The 18775-nt window shown below is 36.5% G+C and carries 18 protein-coding genes; 6 read left to right on the top strand and 12 right to left on the bottom strand.

What is annotated here, in order from left to right:
* Nucleotides 1–80: 80 nt before the first annotated feature.
* The 3 genes from ACSLUO_RS16195 to ACSLUO_RS16185 form a co-directional block, all read right to left on the bottom strand.
* A complete protein-coding gene (locus ACSLUO_RS16195) occupies nucleotides 81–209 on the bottom strand; it encodes a hypothetical protein (RefSeq protein WP_448250110.1) in 129 nt (42 codons plus the stop codon).
* Nucleotides 210–315: 106 nt separating this feature from the next.
* The gene (locus tag ACSLUO_RS16190; protein WP_448250108.1) at nucleotides 316–1053 is read right to left on the bottom strand and encodes a tetratricopeptide repeat protein; all 738 of its coding nucleotides are present in this window, start codon (nucleotides 1051–1053) and stop codon (nucleotides 316–318) included.
* 74 nt (nucleotides 1054–1127) lie between these two features.
* Nucleotides 1128–3020, bottom strand: a complete 1893-nt coding sequence (locus tag ACSLUO_RS16185; protein WP_448250106.1) for an ATP-binding cassette domain-containing protein — start codon at nucleotides 3018–3020, stop codon at nucleotides 1128–1130.
* A 100-nt stretch (nucleotides 3021–3120) separates the two neighbouring features.
* On the opposite strand from ACSLUO_RS16185, the gene ACSLUO_RS16180 reads away from it, so the two are divergent.
* Entirely contained in the window at nucleotides 3121–3315 is a 195-nt protein-coding gene (locus tag ACSLUO_RS16180) for a YheV family putative zinc ribbon protein (protein ID WP_448250104.1), read from the top strand.
* Between the two features lie 47 nt (nucleotides 3316–3362).
* On the opposite strand, the gene ACSLUO_RS16175 is transcribed toward ACSLUO_RS16180, so the two are convergent.
* A complete protein-coding gene (locus tag ACSLUO_RS16175; protein ID WP_448250102.1) occupies nucleotides 3363–3614 on the bottom strand; it encodes a SlyX family protein in 252 nt (83 codons plus the stop codon).
* Nucleotides 3607–4602, bottom strand: coding sequence for a WD40 repeat domain-containing protein (locus ACSLUO_RS16170; RefSeq protein ID WP_448250101.1), 996 nt, complete (start codon nucleotides 4600–4602; stop codon nucleotides 3607–3609). Before ACSLUO_RS16170 ends, ACSLUO_RS16175 begins: the two co-directional genes overlap by 8 nt.
* Before the next feature lie 127 nt (nucleotides 4603–4729).
* Between ACSLUO_RS16170 and fkpA the strand changes: the two genes are divergently transcribed.
* Complete coding sequence (gene fkpA, locus ACSLUO_RS16165; RefSeq protein WP_448250099.1) at nucleotides 4730–5494, top strand: FKBP-type peptidyl-prolyl cis-trans isomerase; 765 nt, start codon at nucleotides 4730–4732, stop codon at nucleotides 5492–5494.
* A 134-nt stretch (nucleotides 5495–5628) separates the two neighbouring features.
* Here the strand turns inward: fkpA and ACSLUO_RS16160 are convergent, their stop codons facing one another.
* The gene (locus ACSLUO_RS16160) at nucleotides 5629–6516 is read right to left on the bottom strand and encodes a S1/P1 nuclease (RefSeq protein WP_448250097.1); all 888 of its coding nucleotides are present in this window, start codon (nucleotides 6514–6516) and stop codon (nucleotides 5629–5631) included.
* A 128-nt stretch (nucleotides 6517–6644) separates the two neighbouring features.
* On the opposite strand from ACSLUO_RS16160, the gene ACSLUO_RS16155 reads away from it, so the two are divergent.
* On the top strand, nucleotides 6645–7487 hold the full coding sequence (locus ACSLUO_RS16155; RefSeq protein WP_448250096.1) for a DUF2059 domain-containing protein: 843 nt from the start codon (nucleotides 6645–6647) through the stop codon (nucleotides 7485–7487).
* A gap of 607 nt (nucleotides 7488–8094) precedes the next feature.
* Here ACSLUO_RS16155 and ACSLUO_RS16150 read toward each other — a convergent pair.
* Both ACSLUO_RS16150 and ACSLUO_RS16145 read right to left on the bottom strand, forming a co-directional pair.
* Nucleotides 8095–9396, bottom strand: coding sequence for a hypothetical protein (locus ACSLUO_RS16150; protein WP_448250094.1), 1302 nt, complete (start codon nucleotides 9394–9396; stop codon nucleotides 8095–8097).
* A 128-nt stretch (nucleotides 9397–9524) separates the two neighbouring features.
* On the bottom strand, nucleotides 9525–11003 hold the full coding sequence (locus ACSLUO_RS16145) for an alkaline phosphatase D family protein (RefSeq protein ID WP_448250092.1): 1479 nt from the start codon (nucleotides 11001–11003) through the stop codon (nucleotides 9525–9527).
* Nucleotides 11004–11180: 177 nt separating this feature from the next.
* Here ACSLUO_RS16145 and hemE point away from each other — a divergent pair, with 177 nt between their 5' ends.
* A complete protein-coding gene (gene hemE, locus ACSLUO_RS16140) occupies nucleotides 11181–12248 on the top strand; it encodes a uroporphyrinogen decarboxylase (protein WP_448250181.1) in 1068 nt (355 codons plus the stop codon).
* 34 nt (nucleotides 12249–12282) lie between these two features.
* Nucleotides 12283–12696, top strand: coding sequence for a hypothetical protein (locus tag ACSLUO_RS16135; protein WP_448250090.1), 414 nt, complete (start codon nucleotides 12283–12285; stop codon nucleotides 12694–12696).
* A gap of 87 nt (nucleotides 12697–12783) precedes the next feature.
* On the opposite strand, the gene sthA is transcribed toward ACSLUO_RS16135, so the two are convergent.
* Together sthA and ACSLUO_RS16125 are read right to left on the bottom strand one after the other, a co-directional pair.
* The gene (sthA, locus tag ACSLUO_RS16130; RefSeq protein ID WP_448250088.1) at nucleotides 12784–14217 is read right to left on the bottom strand and encodes a Si-specific NAD(P)(+) transhydrogenase; all 1434 of its coding nucleotides are present in this window, start codon (nucleotides 14215–14217) and stop codon (nucleotides 12784–12786) included.
* A 182-nt stretch (nucleotides 14218–14399) separates the two neighbouring features.
* On the bottom strand, nucleotides 14400–15518 hold the full coding sequence (locus ACSLUO_RS16125; protein ID WP_448250086.1) for an acyl-CoA desaturase: 1119 nt from the start codon (nucleotides 15516–15518) through the stop codon (nucleotides 14400–14402).
* 228 nt (nucleotides 15519–15746) lie between these two features.
* Between ACSLUO_RS16125 and fabR the strand changes: the two genes are divergently transcribed.
* Entirely contained in the window at nucleotides 15747–16370 is a 624-nt protein-coding gene (gene fabR / locus ACSLUO_RS16120; protein WP_448250085.1) for an HTH-type transcriptional repressor FabR, read from the top strand.
* Nucleotides 16371–16407: 37 nt separating this feature from the next.
* Here the strand turns inward: fabR and trmA are convergent, their stop codons facing one another.
* Both trmA and ACSLUO_RS16110 read right to left on the bottom strand, forming a co-directional pair.
* Entirely contained in the window at nucleotides 16408–17502 is a 1095-nt protein-coding gene (gene trmA, locus ACSLUO_RS16115; RefSeq protein WP_448250084.1) for a tRNA (uridine(54)-C5)-methyltransferase TrmA, read from the bottom strand.
* Between the two features lie 178 nt (nucleotides 17503–17680).
* Nucleotides 17681–18130, bottom strand: a complete 450-nt coding sequence (locus ACSLUO_RS16110; RefSeq protein WP_448250082.1) for an RNA-binding protein — start codon at nucleotides 18128–18130, stop codon at nucleotides 17681–17683.
* Nucleotides 18131–18775: the final 645 nt, after the last annotated feature.

Below are 18775 nucleotides of genomic sequence, written 5' to 3'. Positions count from 1 at the left end.
CTGAGATCACCTACGTAATACTGAACTGTTTTGTTAGTATAACAAAAAAGGCAAAGCTATGCTCAAAAAATGTACATTTGTTATTTGTTTTCATCAATATTTTTGAGGAAGTAATAAACATAAAAGCTGCAAATACCTAATACGATAGCAAGGCCAGTAAAAGCAAAAATAACCACAGGATCGGTTAATAACATATTGAGTAAGTTCATAGGGAAGCACCTTATTTATTGTCATCATTAAATTTTCTTCTAACTAAGATAATAAATAAGGTGTGATAGCGAGGTTCTGATCTAGGTCAACTTTATGGTTAAATTTTTAAAAAGTTAGTTTATCAGCGGCTATTTTTGCTTCTAAATCTTGTTTTCGAACCAGTTTATTATAAATTAAATTTGCTTCTTCACGGGCAGATTTAATTTCTTCTACTGATAAGTTACGTTCGTCGATATCGCGACTTTTTTCAGCATTTTTATAGCCACCTTTGGCGGCGACTGAGTTCCAAACATAAGATAAATAATTACTTTTTTCTACGCCTTTGCCTTCAAAATACATTAAAGCAAGATTAAATTGTGCCAACGCAAAATTTTGATCGGCAGACTTTTTGTACCAACGGGTTGCTTGGTAATAGTCTTGTTTGGTTCCTTCGCCTTGAGCGTACATAACCCCTAAATTAAATTGTGCGCTTGGCAATTCTTTCATTGCCGCTTTTTCCATTAGCTCAAAGGCTTTATTAAGGTCTTTTTCAACTAAAACCCCTTCGGTGTAGATTACCGATAACGCGAATAAAGCATCAGGGTAATTTTGGCCAGCCGCTTTTTTCATTAACTCTAAGGCTTTGTCATTATTTTTAACGGTGCCATAACCGTATAAATAAATTTTTGCCATTTGATATTGTGCTGGCGCGTAATTGTCGTCAACTAAAGGTTGGAATTGATTAATGGCTTCATGAAATTCACCACGATTTAATTCATACATCCCTCGGTTAAAGTCGTTAGCAACACTTTGAAAAGCCGTAGTAATTATCAATATTAATGAAAGTAAAATTGATTTCTTCATAATAAATCTCTATCTGTCAGGGCGGTTAAAATAAGTTTAGCAATAATTTTGTAATTAACTATAAAAGTTAATTTTTAGTTCATAATTTCTTCAATTTTTTCTGATAATTCTAACCATTCCATTTCAATTTCTTCAATCTCGCCTTTTAAGCTGGCTTGTTGTTTTAATAGCTCGGTTAATTTTGCTTTATTTTCCGCTTGGTAAATATCGTTATCTGCTAATTGATTTTCGATATCTGAAAGTTCGCTTTGCCATTGTGTTAACTGTTTTTCTAATTTATCAGCTTGTTTTTTTAGTGGTGCCGCTTGTTGTCGAAGCTGCGCTTGTGCTTGGCGTTGCTGTTTTTTGTCCACTTGGCTGTCAGTTTTATCTTTCGAAGGATTTAACTGTGTTTTTTTATCGTTTGTTAGCCATTGTTGGTAATCATCAATATCCCCATCAAAACTTATCACTTCGCCGTTACCGACTAAATAGAATTCATCTACGCAGGATTCTAATAAGTAGCGATCATGAGCAATTAATATAATCGCTCCCTCAAAGGCTTGTAGTGCTAGCACTAATGCTTGACGCATTTCTAAATCAAGGTGGTTAGTTGGTTCATCTAATAATAAGAGTTGTGGTTTTTCGGCAACAATAAGTGCAAGAACTAAACGTGCTTTTTCACCACCAGACATTAAGTCAACTTGGCTTAATGCTTGTTCACCACTGAAGCCAAAACTACCGAGATAATTTCGTGCTTGTAGTTCTGTCATCTCTTTATGATGACGAGTAATATGCTCAACGGCATTACTGCCTGGATGTAATTGTTCTAGTTGGTGCTGGGAAAAGTAGCCTATTTTTAACTCTTGTGCCGCGGCTCGTTTACCAGTTAATGGCTGAATGTCACCAGCGAGGGTTTTAATTAAGGTTGATTTACCAGCTCCATTTCGGCCTAATAAACCAATGCGGCTACCAGGCACTAACATTAATTTAGCATTTTTTAGAATAACGGCATCTTCACCATAACCACAATCGGCATCTTCTACCGACAATAGCGGATAAGGCATAGTATCAGGTTGTTTAAAAGCAAAGGTAAATTGGCTGTCAACATGAGCCGGGGCTAGGTCAGGTAACTTTTGTAAGCGTTTTAAACGGCTTTGTGCTTGTTTCGCTTTACTGGCTTTAGCACGAAAACGATCAACAAAGGCGGTTAAATGCGCCACTTCCTTTTGCTGCTTTTGGTATTGGGCATCTTGTTGTGCTAAATGTTCGGCACGCTGGCGTTCAAAGGCGGTATAGTTACCTGAATAGAGCTTGGCTTGTTGGTGTTCAATGTGCAGTATTTGTCCGATAACATCATCTAAAAAATCACGGTCATGAGAAATTAATACTAAGGTACCGTCAAAACGATTTAACCAACGCTGCAACCAAAGTACGGCATCTAAATCTAAATGGTTAGTAGGTTCATCGAGTAATAATAAATCAGCACGACTTATTAAAGCTTGCGCTAAGTTTAAGCGCATACGCCAACCACCTGAAAAATCTTTAACCGGTGAACTGAGTTGTGCTTGTTGAAAGCCCAAACCATGCAATAATTCGCCAGCACGTGCCGCTAAGCTGTAACCACCTATGGTATCTATTTGATTAATAATCGTCGCTTCTTCATTACCATTGTCATTTGCTCTGGCAAGGGCTAACTTTTGCTCTAATTGACGATATTCTTGATCGCCGTCTATGACATAATCTAATGCGGATTGACTTAATGCTGGCGTTTCTTGTTTTACGGTAGCAATTTTCCAGCCTGACGGAACCGTAAGTGAGCCTAAATCAGGTTGTAAATTACCGAGTAGCGCTGCAAATAGTGACGATTTACCACAGCCGTTGGCACCGACTAATCCTACTTTATGGTTAGGGTGAATGGTAAAGTTAGCCGATTCAATTAGGGTTTTTGTCCCTCTATCTAAGCGGAGGTCTTGGGCAGCGATCACAACGTTTTCTCATCAATACAGTAATTGACGCTATTGTCGCTTTTCCAAGGACTATGTTTCAAGGTAAAATAAGTAAAATTATTGATACTGAAGAAATAACGTGAAAAAACGATTTATTGCTGGAGCAATTTGCCCAAAATGTAAAAGTATGGATACCATGGCGCTGACAAAAGAGCAGAATGTTGAAAAAGTAACCTGTGTTAGCTGTGGTGAGCAAATGACTCAGCCAGAAGAGCACATTGAAAAAAGCGTTCGTCAGCATGAGCAAGTGATTGGTGTTTTTAAACCAGAATAGTTAACCCGAATTGTTTGGTGAATTAATTCGGGTTTTTGAAGGATAACTTAATAGTGCGGTGGTGGCGGCTCTATTTCATCTTTCGAAGCGCCTTGGCCATTACCATTTTCTTTTAAGCGGTTTGCAATTAACTTTAATTGATATTTTAATTCGGCAATTTCTTTTTGATGTAGACTGAGCTCATTATTAAGTTGCTCAATAACATCGTCTTGAAAAGCATTGCGAGACTCAAGTGTTTCAAGCTTTTCAGCCCAAATATCTTGTAGTTCAACGGTGTTTGGTGATTTTGGTTTAGTCATTAATTTGCCATAATTCGTTAAAGCCAGCAGAGCTTTCCGTGAGAATGTGGTTATTATCACGAAAAGCGACGGAGTACACAACAGCTCCGGCAGGGCGAATGTCTTTTCTCGGGGTTACAAACCAACTTTTTACTCTATGGCCGGTACCTATTTGCCATAAACTCACTTTTCTACTTGGCGCACCTGTTAATAAATAGTCACCTTTAGGTGAAAATTGTACCGAGCTAAAAATCTCTTGACGATTAGGGTATTGCAAAGTACTTATTAATTTACCGGTTTTTAAATTCCAAATATGGGCGGCTTTTTTGCTATCGGCAGTAAAGGCGTAGCGTCCTTTGGGATCAAGCGCAACCTTAGTTACTCTACTAGGATGATTAAAGCGGTAAATTACTTGGCCTGATGCGGTGTCCCAAACATAAGCGACAAAATCATTTGAGCCTGAAATAGCTACTCGCCCATTAGGTAACATATCAATGGAATTGATTTTTTCTTGATGCCCTAAAAATTCTAAGCGGCGACCAGTATCAATAGTAACATGAACCACTTTACCGTTAGATTTTCCAATTAAGACATGATTACCTAAATTTGAAACTTTAATGTCACGAATGTTCGATTCGCTGACTTGCCAAAAACCTTCTGACTCACCCGTTGTTGTGTTCCATAAGGCAAATGCTTCACGGTTTGCGGTAACAACATGGCTATTATTGTCGCTAATGTCGGCTGCTAGGACAAGGTTATCGGCAGAATCTTGCTTTAATGACCATGAATACAGTAAGGCGTTGTTTTCAATGTCCCAATAACTTAAACCGTGATGAATCGATGATACGATACTAAATTTGCCATCATTTGAAATGTCGGCAGCATAAGCGCCTTCAATCGCATGTACTAATTGTTTTTTTGGTGTTGAACTGGTATCGCTACAAGCGGTTAACAGACTGGTAAATATAGATAAAGTTATTAACTGACATATTTTTTTACATAGAGACATTGTATTTAGACTTTTTAATCACCATCTTTGTCGGTTAGTATAAGACGTTTTATATTCAATATAACAATAATTATTTTATTAGATGCTTGATAATGAATGTCGTAAAGCATTTTGAATGGAGAAGTAGATGAATTTTTTAAAGCCTACATTAGTAGCAGTGGCCTTAGTGTCAGTTTTTGGTTGTCAAGAAGCAGCTAAAAAAGAAGAAACAGCGCCATTAACCTTAGAATCAGACCAACAAAAGCAATCGTATAGTTTAGGTTCTTCAATTGGCACATACATGAAAGGCAACTTAGAAAAGCAAGCAGAATTAGGCTTACCTTTAGATGCAGCTTATATCATCAGCGGTTTTACTGATAGTTTAGCGGATAAATCGTTAATGACAGATGATGAAGTGCGTACTGTATTAATGGCAATGGAAGCGTCATTAAAAGAAAAACAACAAGCTTTGAATGAAGAAAAAACGCAAGCGGCATTAGCTGAAGGTGAAAAGTTTTTAGCAGATAATGCCAAAGTTGAAGGTGTACAAGTAACTGAATCAGGTATTCAATACCAAGTGTTAACGGCAGCCGAAGGCGATAAGCCAGCAGCGACAGACACAGTAACAGTACACTATAAAGGTACTTTCTTAAATGGTGAAACTTTTGATAGTTCTTATGACCGTGGTCAGCCAGCTGTATTTCCATTAAACCGTGTTATTCCTGGTTGGACTGAAGGTGTACAGTTGATGTCTGTGGGTTCTAAGTACAAATTTACCATTCCATCAGATCTAGCATACGGGCCAAATGGTAACCCACCACGCATCCCGGGTAATTCAGTTTTACAATTTGAAATTGAATTGTTAGAAATTCAAAAAGCAGCTGAGCCAGCAAAAGTTGGTGATGCTAAATAATTAGCTAATTGTTAATTACTTAATGAAAGCGAGTTTAATACTCGCTTTTTTTATGCCTAAATATTTTAACCTGCACAAGTGAGCAATAATTTAATGAAATTAGCCTTAGATTTACGGTCCATAGATAAATGCTATTACAGGTACTGCATCAATAGCGACTGTAAGCGCTGGGCCGCTTTTAATAATTGCACATTATAAATTGGCAAATAGTGCTGATCATAATCTGAATTTATCACCACCTTTTGCTTTAGTGGGAGGCAACTAATGCCGTGGCTACGACAATATTGAAAGCTGGCTTGTTGTATTATTTGAAAAGACTCGTCCGCCCAGCTAGCCGTTACGTTTTTGTCAACCGTTTGCTTTAATAATAACGCTGGCGTTTGTTGCCACTGTTTTTGTAATTGCTTAAGTTTGTCATTAAAAGTTAAACCTTCATTTTTTAATAAACATTCATCCCAATACCAATGTAAGTTATTACATTTGCTGGTACTGGTAATTTTCACTTTATTACCTCCTAAATCGCTAGCAAAGCTAACATGCAAAGGTTGATGAATATCACCAAGCCAATGGCCTAAAAACATCAATGCCTGAGTTTTTGACCATTGCTGAGCTTGTTGTAGTTGTTGGCTATGAATAATGATAGCGTGGGTAATACAATTTTTATCGCAGGTGTTTTGATTAATATGCTGAGCTGTTCTTGCCGCGTTTAAATAATGCCACGATTTGTATTTATTATATTCGGGTAGCTTTTTAATGGCGTCAGCCCAAGTACATGCTTTGGCAAAATTGATCGAAGCATTTGATTTTTGATGGTTATAGCGATTAATCAACTTTTGATGCAGATTAGGAATTAACGTTAACAACTGCTCAATTTTTTGTTGTTGTGCCGACGGTAAATTATTATAGGCGAGTTGGCAAACGACTTGGTGAGCAAATTTATCAAGGGCATTCGCCGAAAAAGAATAGGATGATAAACAACAGATTGCTATAAATAGAGAGAATGTTACCGCGGATTTTTTCAATTTAGTCACTTTTAAATGTTTGGTTACGAATAAGTGTAAAAAGTAGTCAACTTATTTTTTTAGATAGATTACACTGCGTTTTGAGTATTATTCAATACCGATTAAATATCATGTTAAAGGACATAACAATGCAAAAAAACTCATCTTTTATTAAATATTTCTTTTTTATTTCTTTGATCTTTAGCCCATTTATTTATGCAGATAGCAAAATAAGTGATGGTGAAGTGTATTCATATCTTGAACTGTCGGGCATAAAAGCATCGATTCAAGGTATGCCAGCACAGGTCGAAATGATGTCACAACAAATGCAATTAACCTCTGCTGATCCTGAAAAAGATCGTGTCGTTATCTCTGTATTGTTAGAGGCGTGGCAAGAAGAAAAAGTTAATCAGGAGCTTATCTCATATATTCAAAACAATATGACATCGGCAGAAATGACACAAATTTTATCTTGGTTAAATACCCCGTTGATAAAACGCATTAAAGCGTCAGAATTAGCGGCAACCAGCCCTGATTTACAACAAGAACTCATGCTCTATATGGCAAGTTTACAGTCTAACCCACCAACACCGGCTAGAATGGCTGCGATAAAAGAGTTAGTTTCTGTAACTAAAATGGCTGAAAATGCCACGGATATTGCGGTGAGCATTGTTGCCAATATGTTTAAAGGTATGCAAGCAGCGATGCCGGAAAAACAAGTGAGCGAAGAACAAATTCAGCAACAAGTAAAACAAGTACGTGCCATGATGTCACAAGCGATGAGCCAGCAAATGGTGTTAATGTCGTATTACATTTACCGTGACGTTAGCGATGAGGAACTGGCTGAGTATATGAGTTTTTATCAAAAAAGTTTAGGGCAAAAAGAGTTGACCGTAGTGTACGGCGGTATGAAAAATGCCATGCAGTTATGGGGTGATAATATTGTTGTAGGTTTATCGGAAGCTTTAAAAACAAAAGAAGCGTCAGAATAAGCAACTAGCAGGGTTAGCCTTATTACGGGCTATCAACGTAAATATCAACAGCAGACAAAGTCTACATTGGCATTGTCTGCTTTTTTATTGCCATTTTTTAGGTAATAAAAAAGCCTTAACCGAAGTTAAGGCTTGAAGTGCTCGCTGTATGGTCTAGTTAAAACTAGCTTCTTTTTAGTTGTCTTTTTTCTAGCGCGGGTATTTTATAACAAAGCTATTTTAATGAAGCAACAACTTTAATAGAGCAATTACACCACGACAATATTCGTATAATAGCTTGTTTTTGATGTGTTTTTCCGATGGAATAACTTGAGTGATATATCAATATGTGACCAAGTTTGACTAATTAAAATTTCAATAAAAAAAGATTGTTTAACAAACGAAATAAAAAGGTAGTTGTTTCAATTAGTAAGGTTAGCTATGACATGACTATTTTATAGTTAGAGAAAAAAGGGCTAGCGTCAAAAATAATCATAAAATTACAAGCATTAACTATTGAGAGAGTTAATACTAAGCTGTTTTTATGGTGTTCATAGTGATAAAAAAGTTATTAATATTTTTTATTTTTACCGAATCATACTTTTCTTAATTAGCCAGCTAATTTTATTTATAGCTGACTAATACAAATATCACTTTCACTATTTTTATTGGTTGTAATACAAAATAGCTGCTCAGAAAAATAAGCGGGATCTTGTGTGAATGGGCTTAAAAAGGGGGTTAGTTGTTCTGCTTTTATTTTTGCTAAAAATAAATAATTAAGCATTTGTTGTTTGACATTAAGTTGGTAAAGAAAAGGCTCAAGGTTTAATAATTTAGGCGCCATCGAAATTGCTAACATTGACCCCATTGGATTTTGATAATCAAATGTCAAAATATCTTCCATTTTGCTTTTTGCTTTGGTGGTAATGTGATTATTTTCTAATGACATTAAGCCTTGATTTGAAGTCATCCATTGGTACAGCATGTTAATGGTTTTATTTTTTTTATAGAGCACTTTTGTCGGCAATAAATTCAAAAATTTAGGTAAACTTTCGTCGTATTCATTAAGGTTGTAATCGTCAAGATTAATGTCTGCTAATGCATTTACTTGAGCGACAAACTCATGGAAAAATTGTTTATCCATCGACAACTGTGCTTTTGTTAGCGGTGCAAATGCCGCTAAAGTTGGTTGCCATAACTTTAATTGTGGCTGAGGGGTTTTGCTGACTAAAAAAGCGGTGGTATTTAATACCATTTCTAGTTCCACTAAGCTTTTAATTTTAGGCACCATATAAGGTGTTTGAGCGAGAATACGTTTATGGAAATTAACTAATTGAGTGAGCGCTTGTATGGTTGATTGATACTGTTCAGCCTTAAACTCTTCAATTAATTGCAGTAGTTTTAATTGTAAAATAGTTTCGCTTGGACCAAAGCTTGGCACGGGTAAATAATAACTCGGTTTTTCGTATAAACTAAAATCCTTAAATGTCATTTGTTGATCATAACGTTCAATGTAAAGGATTTTAGGCGTAACAATGTCAGCGATCAGCTCGCTGTTAAGGTAAATATATTCGAGACAGTTCGGATCTTTTAAATCGCATAATAAATTGGGAATGTTTTCTATCGTATATAAGTTATTAATTAATAACTCTTCTGGATAGTCTTGATAATCAAGCTCTTGGGAGCCGTCGGCCATTTTTTTTAATGCGTTTTGGTATTGTGATAAACGCCATAAGCCAATTTGCATAGGATCTTCACTGATCTCTGACCACATACCTAATTGAAAAATACTGCCGTTATTCTCAACTAGGTGCTCGTTATTATATTGTTGAATTAAATCGGCAATGCCATCATCAAGTTGTTCGTCGGCAAACAATAAATAACCTAACAGTGCACAAATAAACAGTAATAGTATTGAAAAGACTTTCATTTTTAGCCATACCACAATCAATAGAAGAAAAAGAATTAGCTCAATAAGTTAATGAAATTAAGTGATTGGCCAGCACACAGAATATACTGTTAGCTGCGGCAGTGGTCAATATTTACGAGCAGCTTTTGTTATTGCTGAGCTTGTTTCTTTAAGATAATTTCATGATGTTGCTTAAACTCGGCTTTTGGCAAACCTGTGTTTTTATAACGTTCCCTGATACGCCAAGCTTGCACTAATATTTTTACGTTATTATCGGCCGTTTTATTAAATGCTAAGGTCATAAAATGTTCTTTGGTTTTTTTATATGAAAAAAAGCGTAAAAATTTAACCTTTTGGGTGCCAACAGCCCAGCTTTTTTCATATTGCACTTTGCGTATTGGTACTCCTGATATAGCGCTTGTTGGAAATTTTAGTAACTTTTCAGGGGAGCTGGCCGCAACTTTACCATCTAAGCCGGTTAAATTTGACATTGGCGAGGCGATAATCTCATGCAATATTGCCCCTTGCTCACCAAACTCTACTTTGGCAATACGGCCAAAATGAACATCGCCGGTTAAGCAAACAATATCATGACCGCTGAAGCTTAATGCTTGTAATAAGGTTTGATATTGCTCGCTATAATTAGCTAAATTCCAGTCTAATTCACCACCTTTATGTACTAACAATGGCTGTGGTAATACAATCACACCAGGAGAGGTTAACGACTTTGCCCAAGTAATAAGTTGTTTAAAGGTTTTATTGGGTAACATCTTTTTCGGATTATTGCCTTTATCACGCTGACTTCTAAGATCAACAAAACAAACCGAGAGATCATTCGCTAAATTGAAACTGCGAAATAAACGTATTTGTTGTACGTTTTTAACGGCACTGCTAGCGGTTTGAGTCCAGGCGCTACGAATATTGTTAAAGGCGGTTAACATCCATAAATACGGGTTTTTCCCGCTAGTATAAGGATAGTTATTCCAATATTCATGGTCGTCGGCTAAAAACCATGTGGCGCCGTGACGTAACATTTGTCGTTGTGTTTGCCAAGTTGCGGCATAATCATCGGCAATGCGTTTTCTAACTTCACACGGAACAGGTGATAATGAATCTAAACCAATATCTAAATAAACTTGATCACCCGTTAAAAATTTCACGTCAGGTTTATTAATAGCATCACCGTTGAAATAAAGTTCGGTATAAGCACCTGAGGCATCACCATTGTCACCTTCGTTATAAAAACAACTTCCCATTGCCACAACAAAAGGTTGAGTTTGTGACAGTTGTGCCGGTAAGGTTTTAAAACTGCCGGAAGCTAATATTTTTTCGCTTAAAGTAATGCTACCTATTTGCTGTGCTCGGCGAATAAACTGTACTTGGTAAGTGGTATTTGCATTTAAATGGGGAAAGTTGATCAATTGATAAAAACGGTCATTCACTCGGCTAAATGGGCGTAACCAATCTTGTCTTGTGATATCGGCGCAAGCGACTTGTTGAAGGTTATTATCTAACAATACTACCGAACAAAGTTCGGGTTTACGTAAGTCAGGGAAAAGGGTGCCAACCCAAATATTTACGGTGCTTTGGCAGCAGTCGTGGATCACTAAATTCCATTTACTTTTCATATTGTTATTATTCTTATAATGTGTATTTATTAACTTTTTTAATATAGCTTATTTTTATTGCTAAGATGCAAAAAATTAAAACGCTGAAATATTCTGGGCATAACTTGATCTTCAACATAGATCAAAGTTTTTGCCAGTGATAGAATGCAGCCAGAATTTATTAGAGACCTAGCAAGCATGACTGAATTAAAAAACGATACTTACCTACGAGCCTTATTACGCCAACCTGTTGATTACACGCCGGTATGGATGATGCGTCAAGCGGGGCGTTATTTACCTGAATATCGTGAAGTTCGTAAAGATGCTGGCGATTTTATGTCGGTTTGTCGTAATGCTGAACTTGCTTGTGAAGTAACTATTCAACCATTACGTCGTTTTCCTTTAGATGCCGCAATTTTATTCAGCGATATTTTAACTATTCCTGATGCGATGGGCTTGGGATTATATTTTGAAACCGGTGAAGGACCTAAATTTCAGCGACCTATTCAATCAAGAGCTGATATTGAAAAAATAGGTATTCCTGATCCAGAAGATGAGTTAGGTTACGTGATGAATGCTGTACGAACTATTCGTAAAGAGCTTAATGGTAGCGTGCCGTTAATTGGCTTTTCAGGTAGTCCGTGGACATTAGCCACTTACATGGTTGAAGGTGGTAGTACTAAGGCATTCACAAAAATTAAAAAAATGATGTATGCAGACCCGCAATCACTTCATTTATTGTTAGATAAGTTAGCCGATTCTGTGATCACTTATTTAAATGCCCAAATTGCTGCCGGTGCTCAATCTGTGATGGTATTTGATACTTGGGGTGGTGTGTTATCACCACGTGATTATAAAGACTTTTCATTACAATACATGGCTAAAATTGTTGATGGCTTAACTCGTGAAAATGAAGGTCGTAAAGTGCCGGTTACCTTATTTACTAAAAATGGTGGTATGTGGTTAGAAAGTATTGCTGCGACTGGTTGTGATGCCGTTGGCCTTGATTGGACTATAAATATTGAAGATGCTAAAGCTCGCATTGGTGATAAAGTGGCTCTTCAAGGTAATATGGACCCGTCAATGTTATATGCGCCAGTTGAGCGTATTGAACAAGAAGTTGCTACTATCTTAAAAGGTTTTGGTTCGGATGGTACTGGCCATGTTTTCAACTTAGGTCATGGTATTCATCCTGATGTTAATCCTGAACATGCTGGCCATTTTATTGAGTCAGTGCATCGCTTAAGTAAGCCTTACCATAAGTAAGTTTTTAATCTGCAAAACCAAAGTGGAGATGATAATGTTAAAACGATTAACCCTGTTATGTTCACTTGGTTTATTAACCGCCTGCCAAACCGATAATGTTTCAGATAGCAATGCTAATGTTGAAGCTACAGCTAGTACGGTTACAGCTGAGAAAAAAATCACAAAAAGTATAGAAGTTACAAAAGAACCCATGCGGGAAGTAAATCAATGGCAGCAAGGTGAACTGGTCTTTATGCAATTTGAAGGCGGATTTTATGGCATTATTTCAGCAACTGGTGAAAAGTTACTGCCGTTAAATTTGTCTGAAGCTTATTATCAAGCGGGAGCGAAAATTCGTTTTAAAGCCGAAAATGCAAGTGTTAATACCATTCAGCAATGGGGCACGCCGGTTACTATTTTGGCGATAGAGTTAATAGCACAAGCCAAAAGTAAAAATTCAACGCATTAATTTTATTGCTTTCGATTCTAATCAATAAAGCCCTGTTGAAATAACTTCAACAGGGCTTTTTTATTCGTTTATTTTAATGATAATAAATTAAAATAAACGATTTAAACCATTAAGTGCCGCTACGCGGAAGGCTTCAGCCATGGTTGGATAGTTGAAGGTGGTTTGCACGAAATATTCGATAGTATTGCCGCCATTTTTTTGCTCCATAATCGCTTGGCCGATATGAATAATTTCAGCAGCATTTTCGCCAAAGCAGTGAATACCTAATATTTCTTTGGTTTCGCGGTGGAACAATATTTTTAATGAGCCAACTAAACTATTAGCAATTTGCGCTCGTGCTAAGTGTTTAAACTGTGATCGTCCAACTTCATAAGGAATTTTAGCTTCGGTAAGTTCTTGCTCGGTTTTACCAACAGAGCTAATTTCAGGAATAGTATAAATACCGGTTGGAATATCTACGATTAGTTTGGCGGTACTTTGGTGATCTGTCATCGCAGAAGCCGCTAAACGACCTTGATCATAAGCAGCACTGGCAAGGCTCGGGTAGCCAATCACATCACCAACAGCATAAATATTGTCAACCTCGGTTTGGTATTTATTATTAACTTTTAATTGACCACGGCCATCAGCAGTTAAACCGGCATTTTCAAGTTTTAAATCAGCGGTATTACCGGTTCTACCATTAGCAAATAATAAACAATCAGCACGCATTTTTTTGCCTGATTCTAAATGCACAACTACAGCATCATCAGACGCTTCAACATGGTCTATTTGTTCGCCGTGACGGATGACTACACCATTATTCCATAAGTGATAGCTGAGTGAGTCAGACATTTCATCATCTAAGAAAGATAATAAGCGATCGCGGGTGTTAATTAGATCAACTTTTACCCCTAACCCTTTAAAAATACAGGCGTATTCTGACCCAATAACACCAGCACCATAAATAATGATATGTCGAGGATCATGTTTTAGCGATAGTATGGTATCTGAGTCATACACACGACTGTGGTTAAAATCGATATCACTTGGGCGATAAGGATGAGAGCCGGTTGCAATAACAATTTGTGCGGCTGTAATTTGTTCTCTGGTACCATCGGGCTTAGTTATTTGTATAGTATGAGCATCAACAAATGAAGCTTCACCTGTGTAATTGGTCACACGATTACGATTATAAAACCCCGTACGAAGCTTAACTTGTTTACTAATAACAGAGGCTGCGTGGTTTAATATTTCAGGAAAAGTTAAATGCTTTGCATCATTGTCACCACAAAATAACGGGTTTGAATTGTATTCAATTAATCGGCTGACTGATTGACGTAATGCTTTTGATGGGATGGTGCCCCAATGGGTACAGCCACCACCAACAGATTTATAACGTTCAATAACCGCGACGTTTTTGTCTTTTTTGGCTAGCTCCATCGCCGTACCTTCGCCACCAGGGCCAGTACCTATGACGATAGCATCGTAATCATATTGAATTTTTGGAGTATCAGTTGGTGTTTTCTTTTGCTTAGTCAATGGTGTCACCTTAGGTCCGTGTTGATGACAGAAATCTTAGCAGGATTTAAAGGTGTAGGTAAGTTTTTATCCGCTTAGAATAATCGATATTTAGATGATGAATAGCAAAAAATGCGATTGTTCTTATTTTTATTAATAAATAACAATCGCATTTGGGGTTTAAAGTCAGATAAAAGAGCTGATTAAGCGAGCTGTTGTGTTAATAGTTGCCAGTCGCGTTTTTGAGAATTAAATTTTTCTTTCAATTCATTATATTGTTTTAGTAATTCAGAATGCTCTACGTCACTTAACAATTGCTCTTTTTTAGCAAGTAAAAGTTCTTTTTTTACCAGATAATAATCATTGAGCTTGATGATCAACTTATCGTATTCCGATTGCAGTTTTTCTGAGAGCTTTTCCGCGTCAGGGTGCGAAGTCAATTTTTCTTGGCTAATTTTTAAGAGCATCGCTAATTTGGCTTTTTCAATTTTATCATCAGACACTGTTCTTAATTTTGAGGTGATCTTGACCAACGAGCACAATTTAATTAGCCATTTACTCGGATCAAATTGATACCAGCGAATACCATTACGATAGTCGTTTTCAAAGATATGGTGATAATTATGATAACCTTCGCCAAAGGTTAAAAAGGCTAATAGGCCATTGTCACGCGCGGTATTTTTATCGGTATAGGTTTGTTTACCCCAAATATGCGCTAGTGAGTTAATAAAAAACGTGGTGTGATGATTTAATACTAAGCGCATAAAGCCTAATAAAATTAAACTGCTGATTACATCACCAGTATATAAACCAAAAAGAATAGGTACGCCAAAATTCATTGCGATAGATAGTAATAAATAATGTTTATGCTGCCACATAACAATACCATCTTTTTGTAAATCACGAACATTATCATAGTTGTTATAACGCTCGGGTTGATAGTTTCTTAGCATCCAACCGATATGTGAAAACCAAAAACCGCGTTTTGCTGAATAAGGGTCAACGCCATTTTTATCAACATGTTTATGATGAATACGATGATCTGAAGACCAATGCAAAGCGCTGTTTTGTAATGCAAAAGCGCCGCCTAAAGCACAAATTAAACGTAAGCTCCAATGCGCTTGATAGGTTTTATGGGACCATAATCTATGATAACCAACGGTAATTGACATACCACAATAAATAAAACAGATCAGGGCAGCTATTAATTCATTGGTTTCAAACCCATGGGTAATGGCTCGGTAAGGAACGGCAATAGCCGCAACGGCAAAGGTAATAATAAAAACACTCACGTTTAACCATAATATTTTGGGTTTGTTCATTTCATTCTACGATAATAATTTCAGTGTACACTTGTTCGCTATTTTAGCTGGCCAAATAATTCAGTCAAGCAGCATTGTGAAATATTCATCAGTTAATTTAGTTTTAGCTTAACCTGACAAACGCACATTGATTGAGTATGATACTTGCTGAATCATCTGCTTATCGACGTTATAAATAATTTAAGTCGTTTGATAATGTTAGTTTTATTTTCAGGATAGTGTTAACTCATGAGTGGTATTCGCGCCCAACAAAAAGAAAAAACACGTCGTCAACTTATTGATGCTGCCTTAGGTCAGCTAAGTGCTGAACGAAGTTTTTCGAGTTTAAGTTTACGAGAAGTTGCTAAAGAAGCCGGCCTTGCACCTACTTCATTCTATCGTCATTTTTCTGATATGGATGAACTAGGCTTAACACTGGTTGACGAAGCAGGTTTAACGCTTCGACAACTAATGCGACAAGCACGACAACGCATTGAAAAAGGCGGCTCTGTTATTAAAATTTCAGTGATTACGTTTATGGAATTCATTGAAAATAATGCCAATATTTTTCGTTTGTTATTACGTGAGCGCTCAGGAACATCCGCTGATTTTCGTGCAGCCGTTAGCCGAGAGATCCGTTATTTTACGCTTGAACTAACCGATTATTTACAACGTGCGAATCAATTAGAGCCAGAGATCGCTTATTTACAAGCCAATGCTGCTGTAACTATTGTATTTAATGCTGGGGCAGACGCTCTTGATATAGAGAGTAATGAAAGGGAACAATTAGTTGAAAGTATTATTCAGCAACTTAGGTTTATTGCCCGCGGTGCCGCTGAATTTAGTGCTCGAATTAATCATAAAAAGCGCTAATCATCTTAGCGCGTATTTTATAGTATTGGCTGACTGGTTACTTTCGCGTTAAATAAACACCCGTTTCTACATGATGGGTATATGGAAATTGATCAAAAAGAGCAAACTTTTCAATCTTATGGGTTTTAGTTAAAGTAACTAAATTATCTTTTAATGTTTCAGGGTTACACGAAATATAAACAATACGCTCAAATCGACTAACTAACTCTTCACTGTCAGGATCTAAACCGGCTCTTGGTGGGTCTACTAATACCGTATCGTAATTATAAGCAGTTAAATCAAAATCAGCTAAACGTCTAAACTTTCTTTCTCCGTTCATTGCTTGGCTAAATTCTTCACTCGACATACGGACAATATCAATATTTTTTATGTTATTCGCTTTGATATTTACTTGCGCTGAATTAACTGAGGTTTTTGAAATTTCAGTTCCTAAAACACGCTCAAAGTTTTCGGCTAAAGCAATACTAAAGTTACCGTTACCACAATAGAGCTCGATTAAATCCCCTCCTATACCTTGGGTAACTTGTTGCGCCCATAACAACATTTTTTCATTAACTTTTGCATTTGGTTGCGTAAAGCTGTTTTCTACTTGTTGATAAATATAACTGTTATTCCCAACATTAAGATTTTCAGTAATAAAGTCTTTATCAAGGATCACTTTTTGTTTACGTGCCCGGCCGATAATATCTACGGGGGCAATTGTTGACAGGGCTGTTTTTAATTGCAGCGCTTGTGCTTGCCAAACATCATCTAATTGCTTGTGGTAAAGCAAGCTAATCAATAACTCACCACTTAATGACGTTAAAAAATCAACTTGGAATAAACGTTCTCTTAGTATTTGATTATCTTTAATCGCGAGAATTAATGCTTTCATAGCTTGGTTGATAAGAAGGCTGGCAACAGGAAAGTCATCAACACGAAATTTTTGCTTGGTTTCACTATTAAACATTATGTAATAAAGGTCATCATCTTGATGCCATACGCGAAACTCAGCTCTTTGTCGGTAGTTTAATGGCTCTGAGCTAAAAAGTTCAAAATCAGGACCGTTAAATTGCTCAAATAGAGAAACCATTGCCTGTTGTTTTTCGTGTAATTGTTGATCATAAACAGTGGGATCAATATGACTAAACATGGTTTTACCTATTATAAGAACAATAAAGGGGGCAGATTTTAGCGCGGGTACTCTATTTGTCTAGTGTTTACTGGCAATATTAATCAATAATTTACTTTGCTAATTTAACCGTCAGTATTTAAATGAAAAAAAACCGCTAGTTAGCGGTTTTAAAATAAAGTTATTTATTAACTAAAGTTTAGTTTTCGTCGGTTTTTTCTGGACGCTCTTTCGCTTCACGAACTTTTAAGGTACGTTGTTGAAACTCTTGATCGTTTAATGCAGTAACGGCGCTGTCTGCATCTTTTGCTGATATTTCAACAAAACCAAAACCGCGGCGCTTACCTGTGTGTTTATCTTTCATTAATCGAACAGAATGAACTTTACCGTATGAAGAAAATAATTCACGGATTGCAGCTTCATTTGCACGGTAAGGTAAATTACCCACATATAATGTTTTTACATCCGCATCAGCTTCACTTGTTTCAGTAGTATTGCTGCTTGTATTGGCGGCAACAAAACTTGAAACAAAGATCATAATTGCGACAATTAAAGGACTAGCAGAAATAACTGTCGACGTTAAAGCAAAGCCAATTGCCGCTAACACGGCAGAAACGATAACAACTTTGGATATTTGAGAAGAATTCATATTTATTTAACCTAATTATTATTTTATTACATAAAGAAATCGCAAATTCTATGTTACCCAGCTTTCAACATTGTGCAACACTTTAGTGTGATATTAAGAAATAAATCTTTGAACAAACAGATCTCTACTATATGTACTTAATAAATTATAACGATTAGATCATAAAAGATAATATATGATCTTAAAAATACCGTTTACTGAAAGAAATACTCAATCTTTACCGTAATAGATCGACAATAATACTATCTTATTTGCTCGAAAAGCTCGATAAAGCAACGTTTTGAGTAAAAAAGCAGCAAATGAGCGATTATTTCAAATTAATTACAAATAAAGCTTGATCCTTTTTGAAAACTCCCTAAAATGCGCTCCACTTCTTCGGGACAAGCCCAAGAGGTTTAAGTATAGGAAATACCAATTAGACCGAGTCAGGATGACGAAAGGTCGGTTTTGAACAGTTAAGTTGTCTGAATAAGAGATTTAACTGAGAGATAAGTTTAGAAAACGTTTTGAAAGGTTGTTAAAAAATTCTTTCAAAAAAGATTCAAAAACTTGTTGACAACAAAACTGAGTTGCGTAGAATGCGCATCTCGCTTCGGGCAAGGCTTTCAAGTCAGTCGAAGCAACAAGTTAAACGAATGCGATTTA

It is taken from the genome of Thalassotalea agariperforans, assembly GCF_053470345.1.
Note: the sequence above shows the minus strand (reverse complement) of the source record. Positions and strands in the feature narration are given on the sequence as shown.

Coding starts and splice junctions, on each gene's coding strand:
- ACSLUO_RS16195 (WP_448250110.1), bottom strand. CDS start 209: ATGAACTTACTCAATATGTTATTAACCGATCCTGTGGTTATTTTTGCT.
- ACSLUO_RS16190 (WP_448250108.1), bottom strand. CDS start 1,053: ATGAAGAAATCAATTTTACTTTCATTAATATTGATAATTACTACGGCT.
- ACSLUO_RS16175 (WP_448250102.1), bottom strand. CDS start 3,614: ATGACTAAACCAAAATCACCAAACACCGTTGAACTACAAGATATTTGG.
- ACSLUO_RS16170 (WP_448250101.1), bottom strand. CDS start 4,602: ATGTCTCTATGTAAAAAAATATGTCAGTTAATAACTTTATCTATATTT.
- fkpA (WP_448250099.1), top strand. CDS start 4,730: ATGAATTTTTTAAAGCCTACATTAGTAGCAGTGGCCTTAGTGTCAGTT.
- ACSLUO_RS16155 (WP_448250096.1), top strand. CDS start 6,645: ATGCAAAAAAACTCATCTTTTATTAAATATTTCTTTTTTATTTCTTTG.
- ACSLUO_RS16150 (WP_448250094.1), bottom strand. CDS start 9,396: ATGAAAGTCTTTTCAATACTATTACTGTTTATTTGTGCACTGTTAGGT.
- ACSLUO_RS16145 (WP_448250092.1), bottom strand. CDS start 11,003: ATGAAAAGTAAATGGAATTTAGTGATCCACGACTGCTGCCAAAGCACC.
- hemE (WP_448250181.1), top strand. CDS start 11,181: ATGACTGAATTAAAAAACGATACTTACCTACGAGCCTTATTACGCCAA.
- ACSLUO_RS16135 (WP_448250090.1), top strand. CDS start 12,283: ATGTTAAAACGATTAACCCTGTTATGTTCACTTGGTTTATTAACCGCC.
- ACSLUO_RS16125 (WP_448250086.1), bottom strand. CDS start 15,518: ATGAACAAACCCAAAATATTATGGTTAAACGTGAGTGTTTTTATTATT.
- fabR (WP_448250085.1), top strand. CDS start 15,747: ATGAGTGGTATTCGCGCCCAACAAAAAGAAAAAACACGTCGTCAACTT.
- trmA (WP_448250084.1), bottom strand. CDS start 17,502: ATGTTTAGTCATATTGATCCCACTGTTTATGATCAACAATTACACGAA.
- ACSLUO_RS16110 (WP_448250082.1), bottom strand. CDS start 18,130: ATGAATTCTTCTCAAATATCCAAAGTTGTTATCGTTTCTGCCGTGTTA.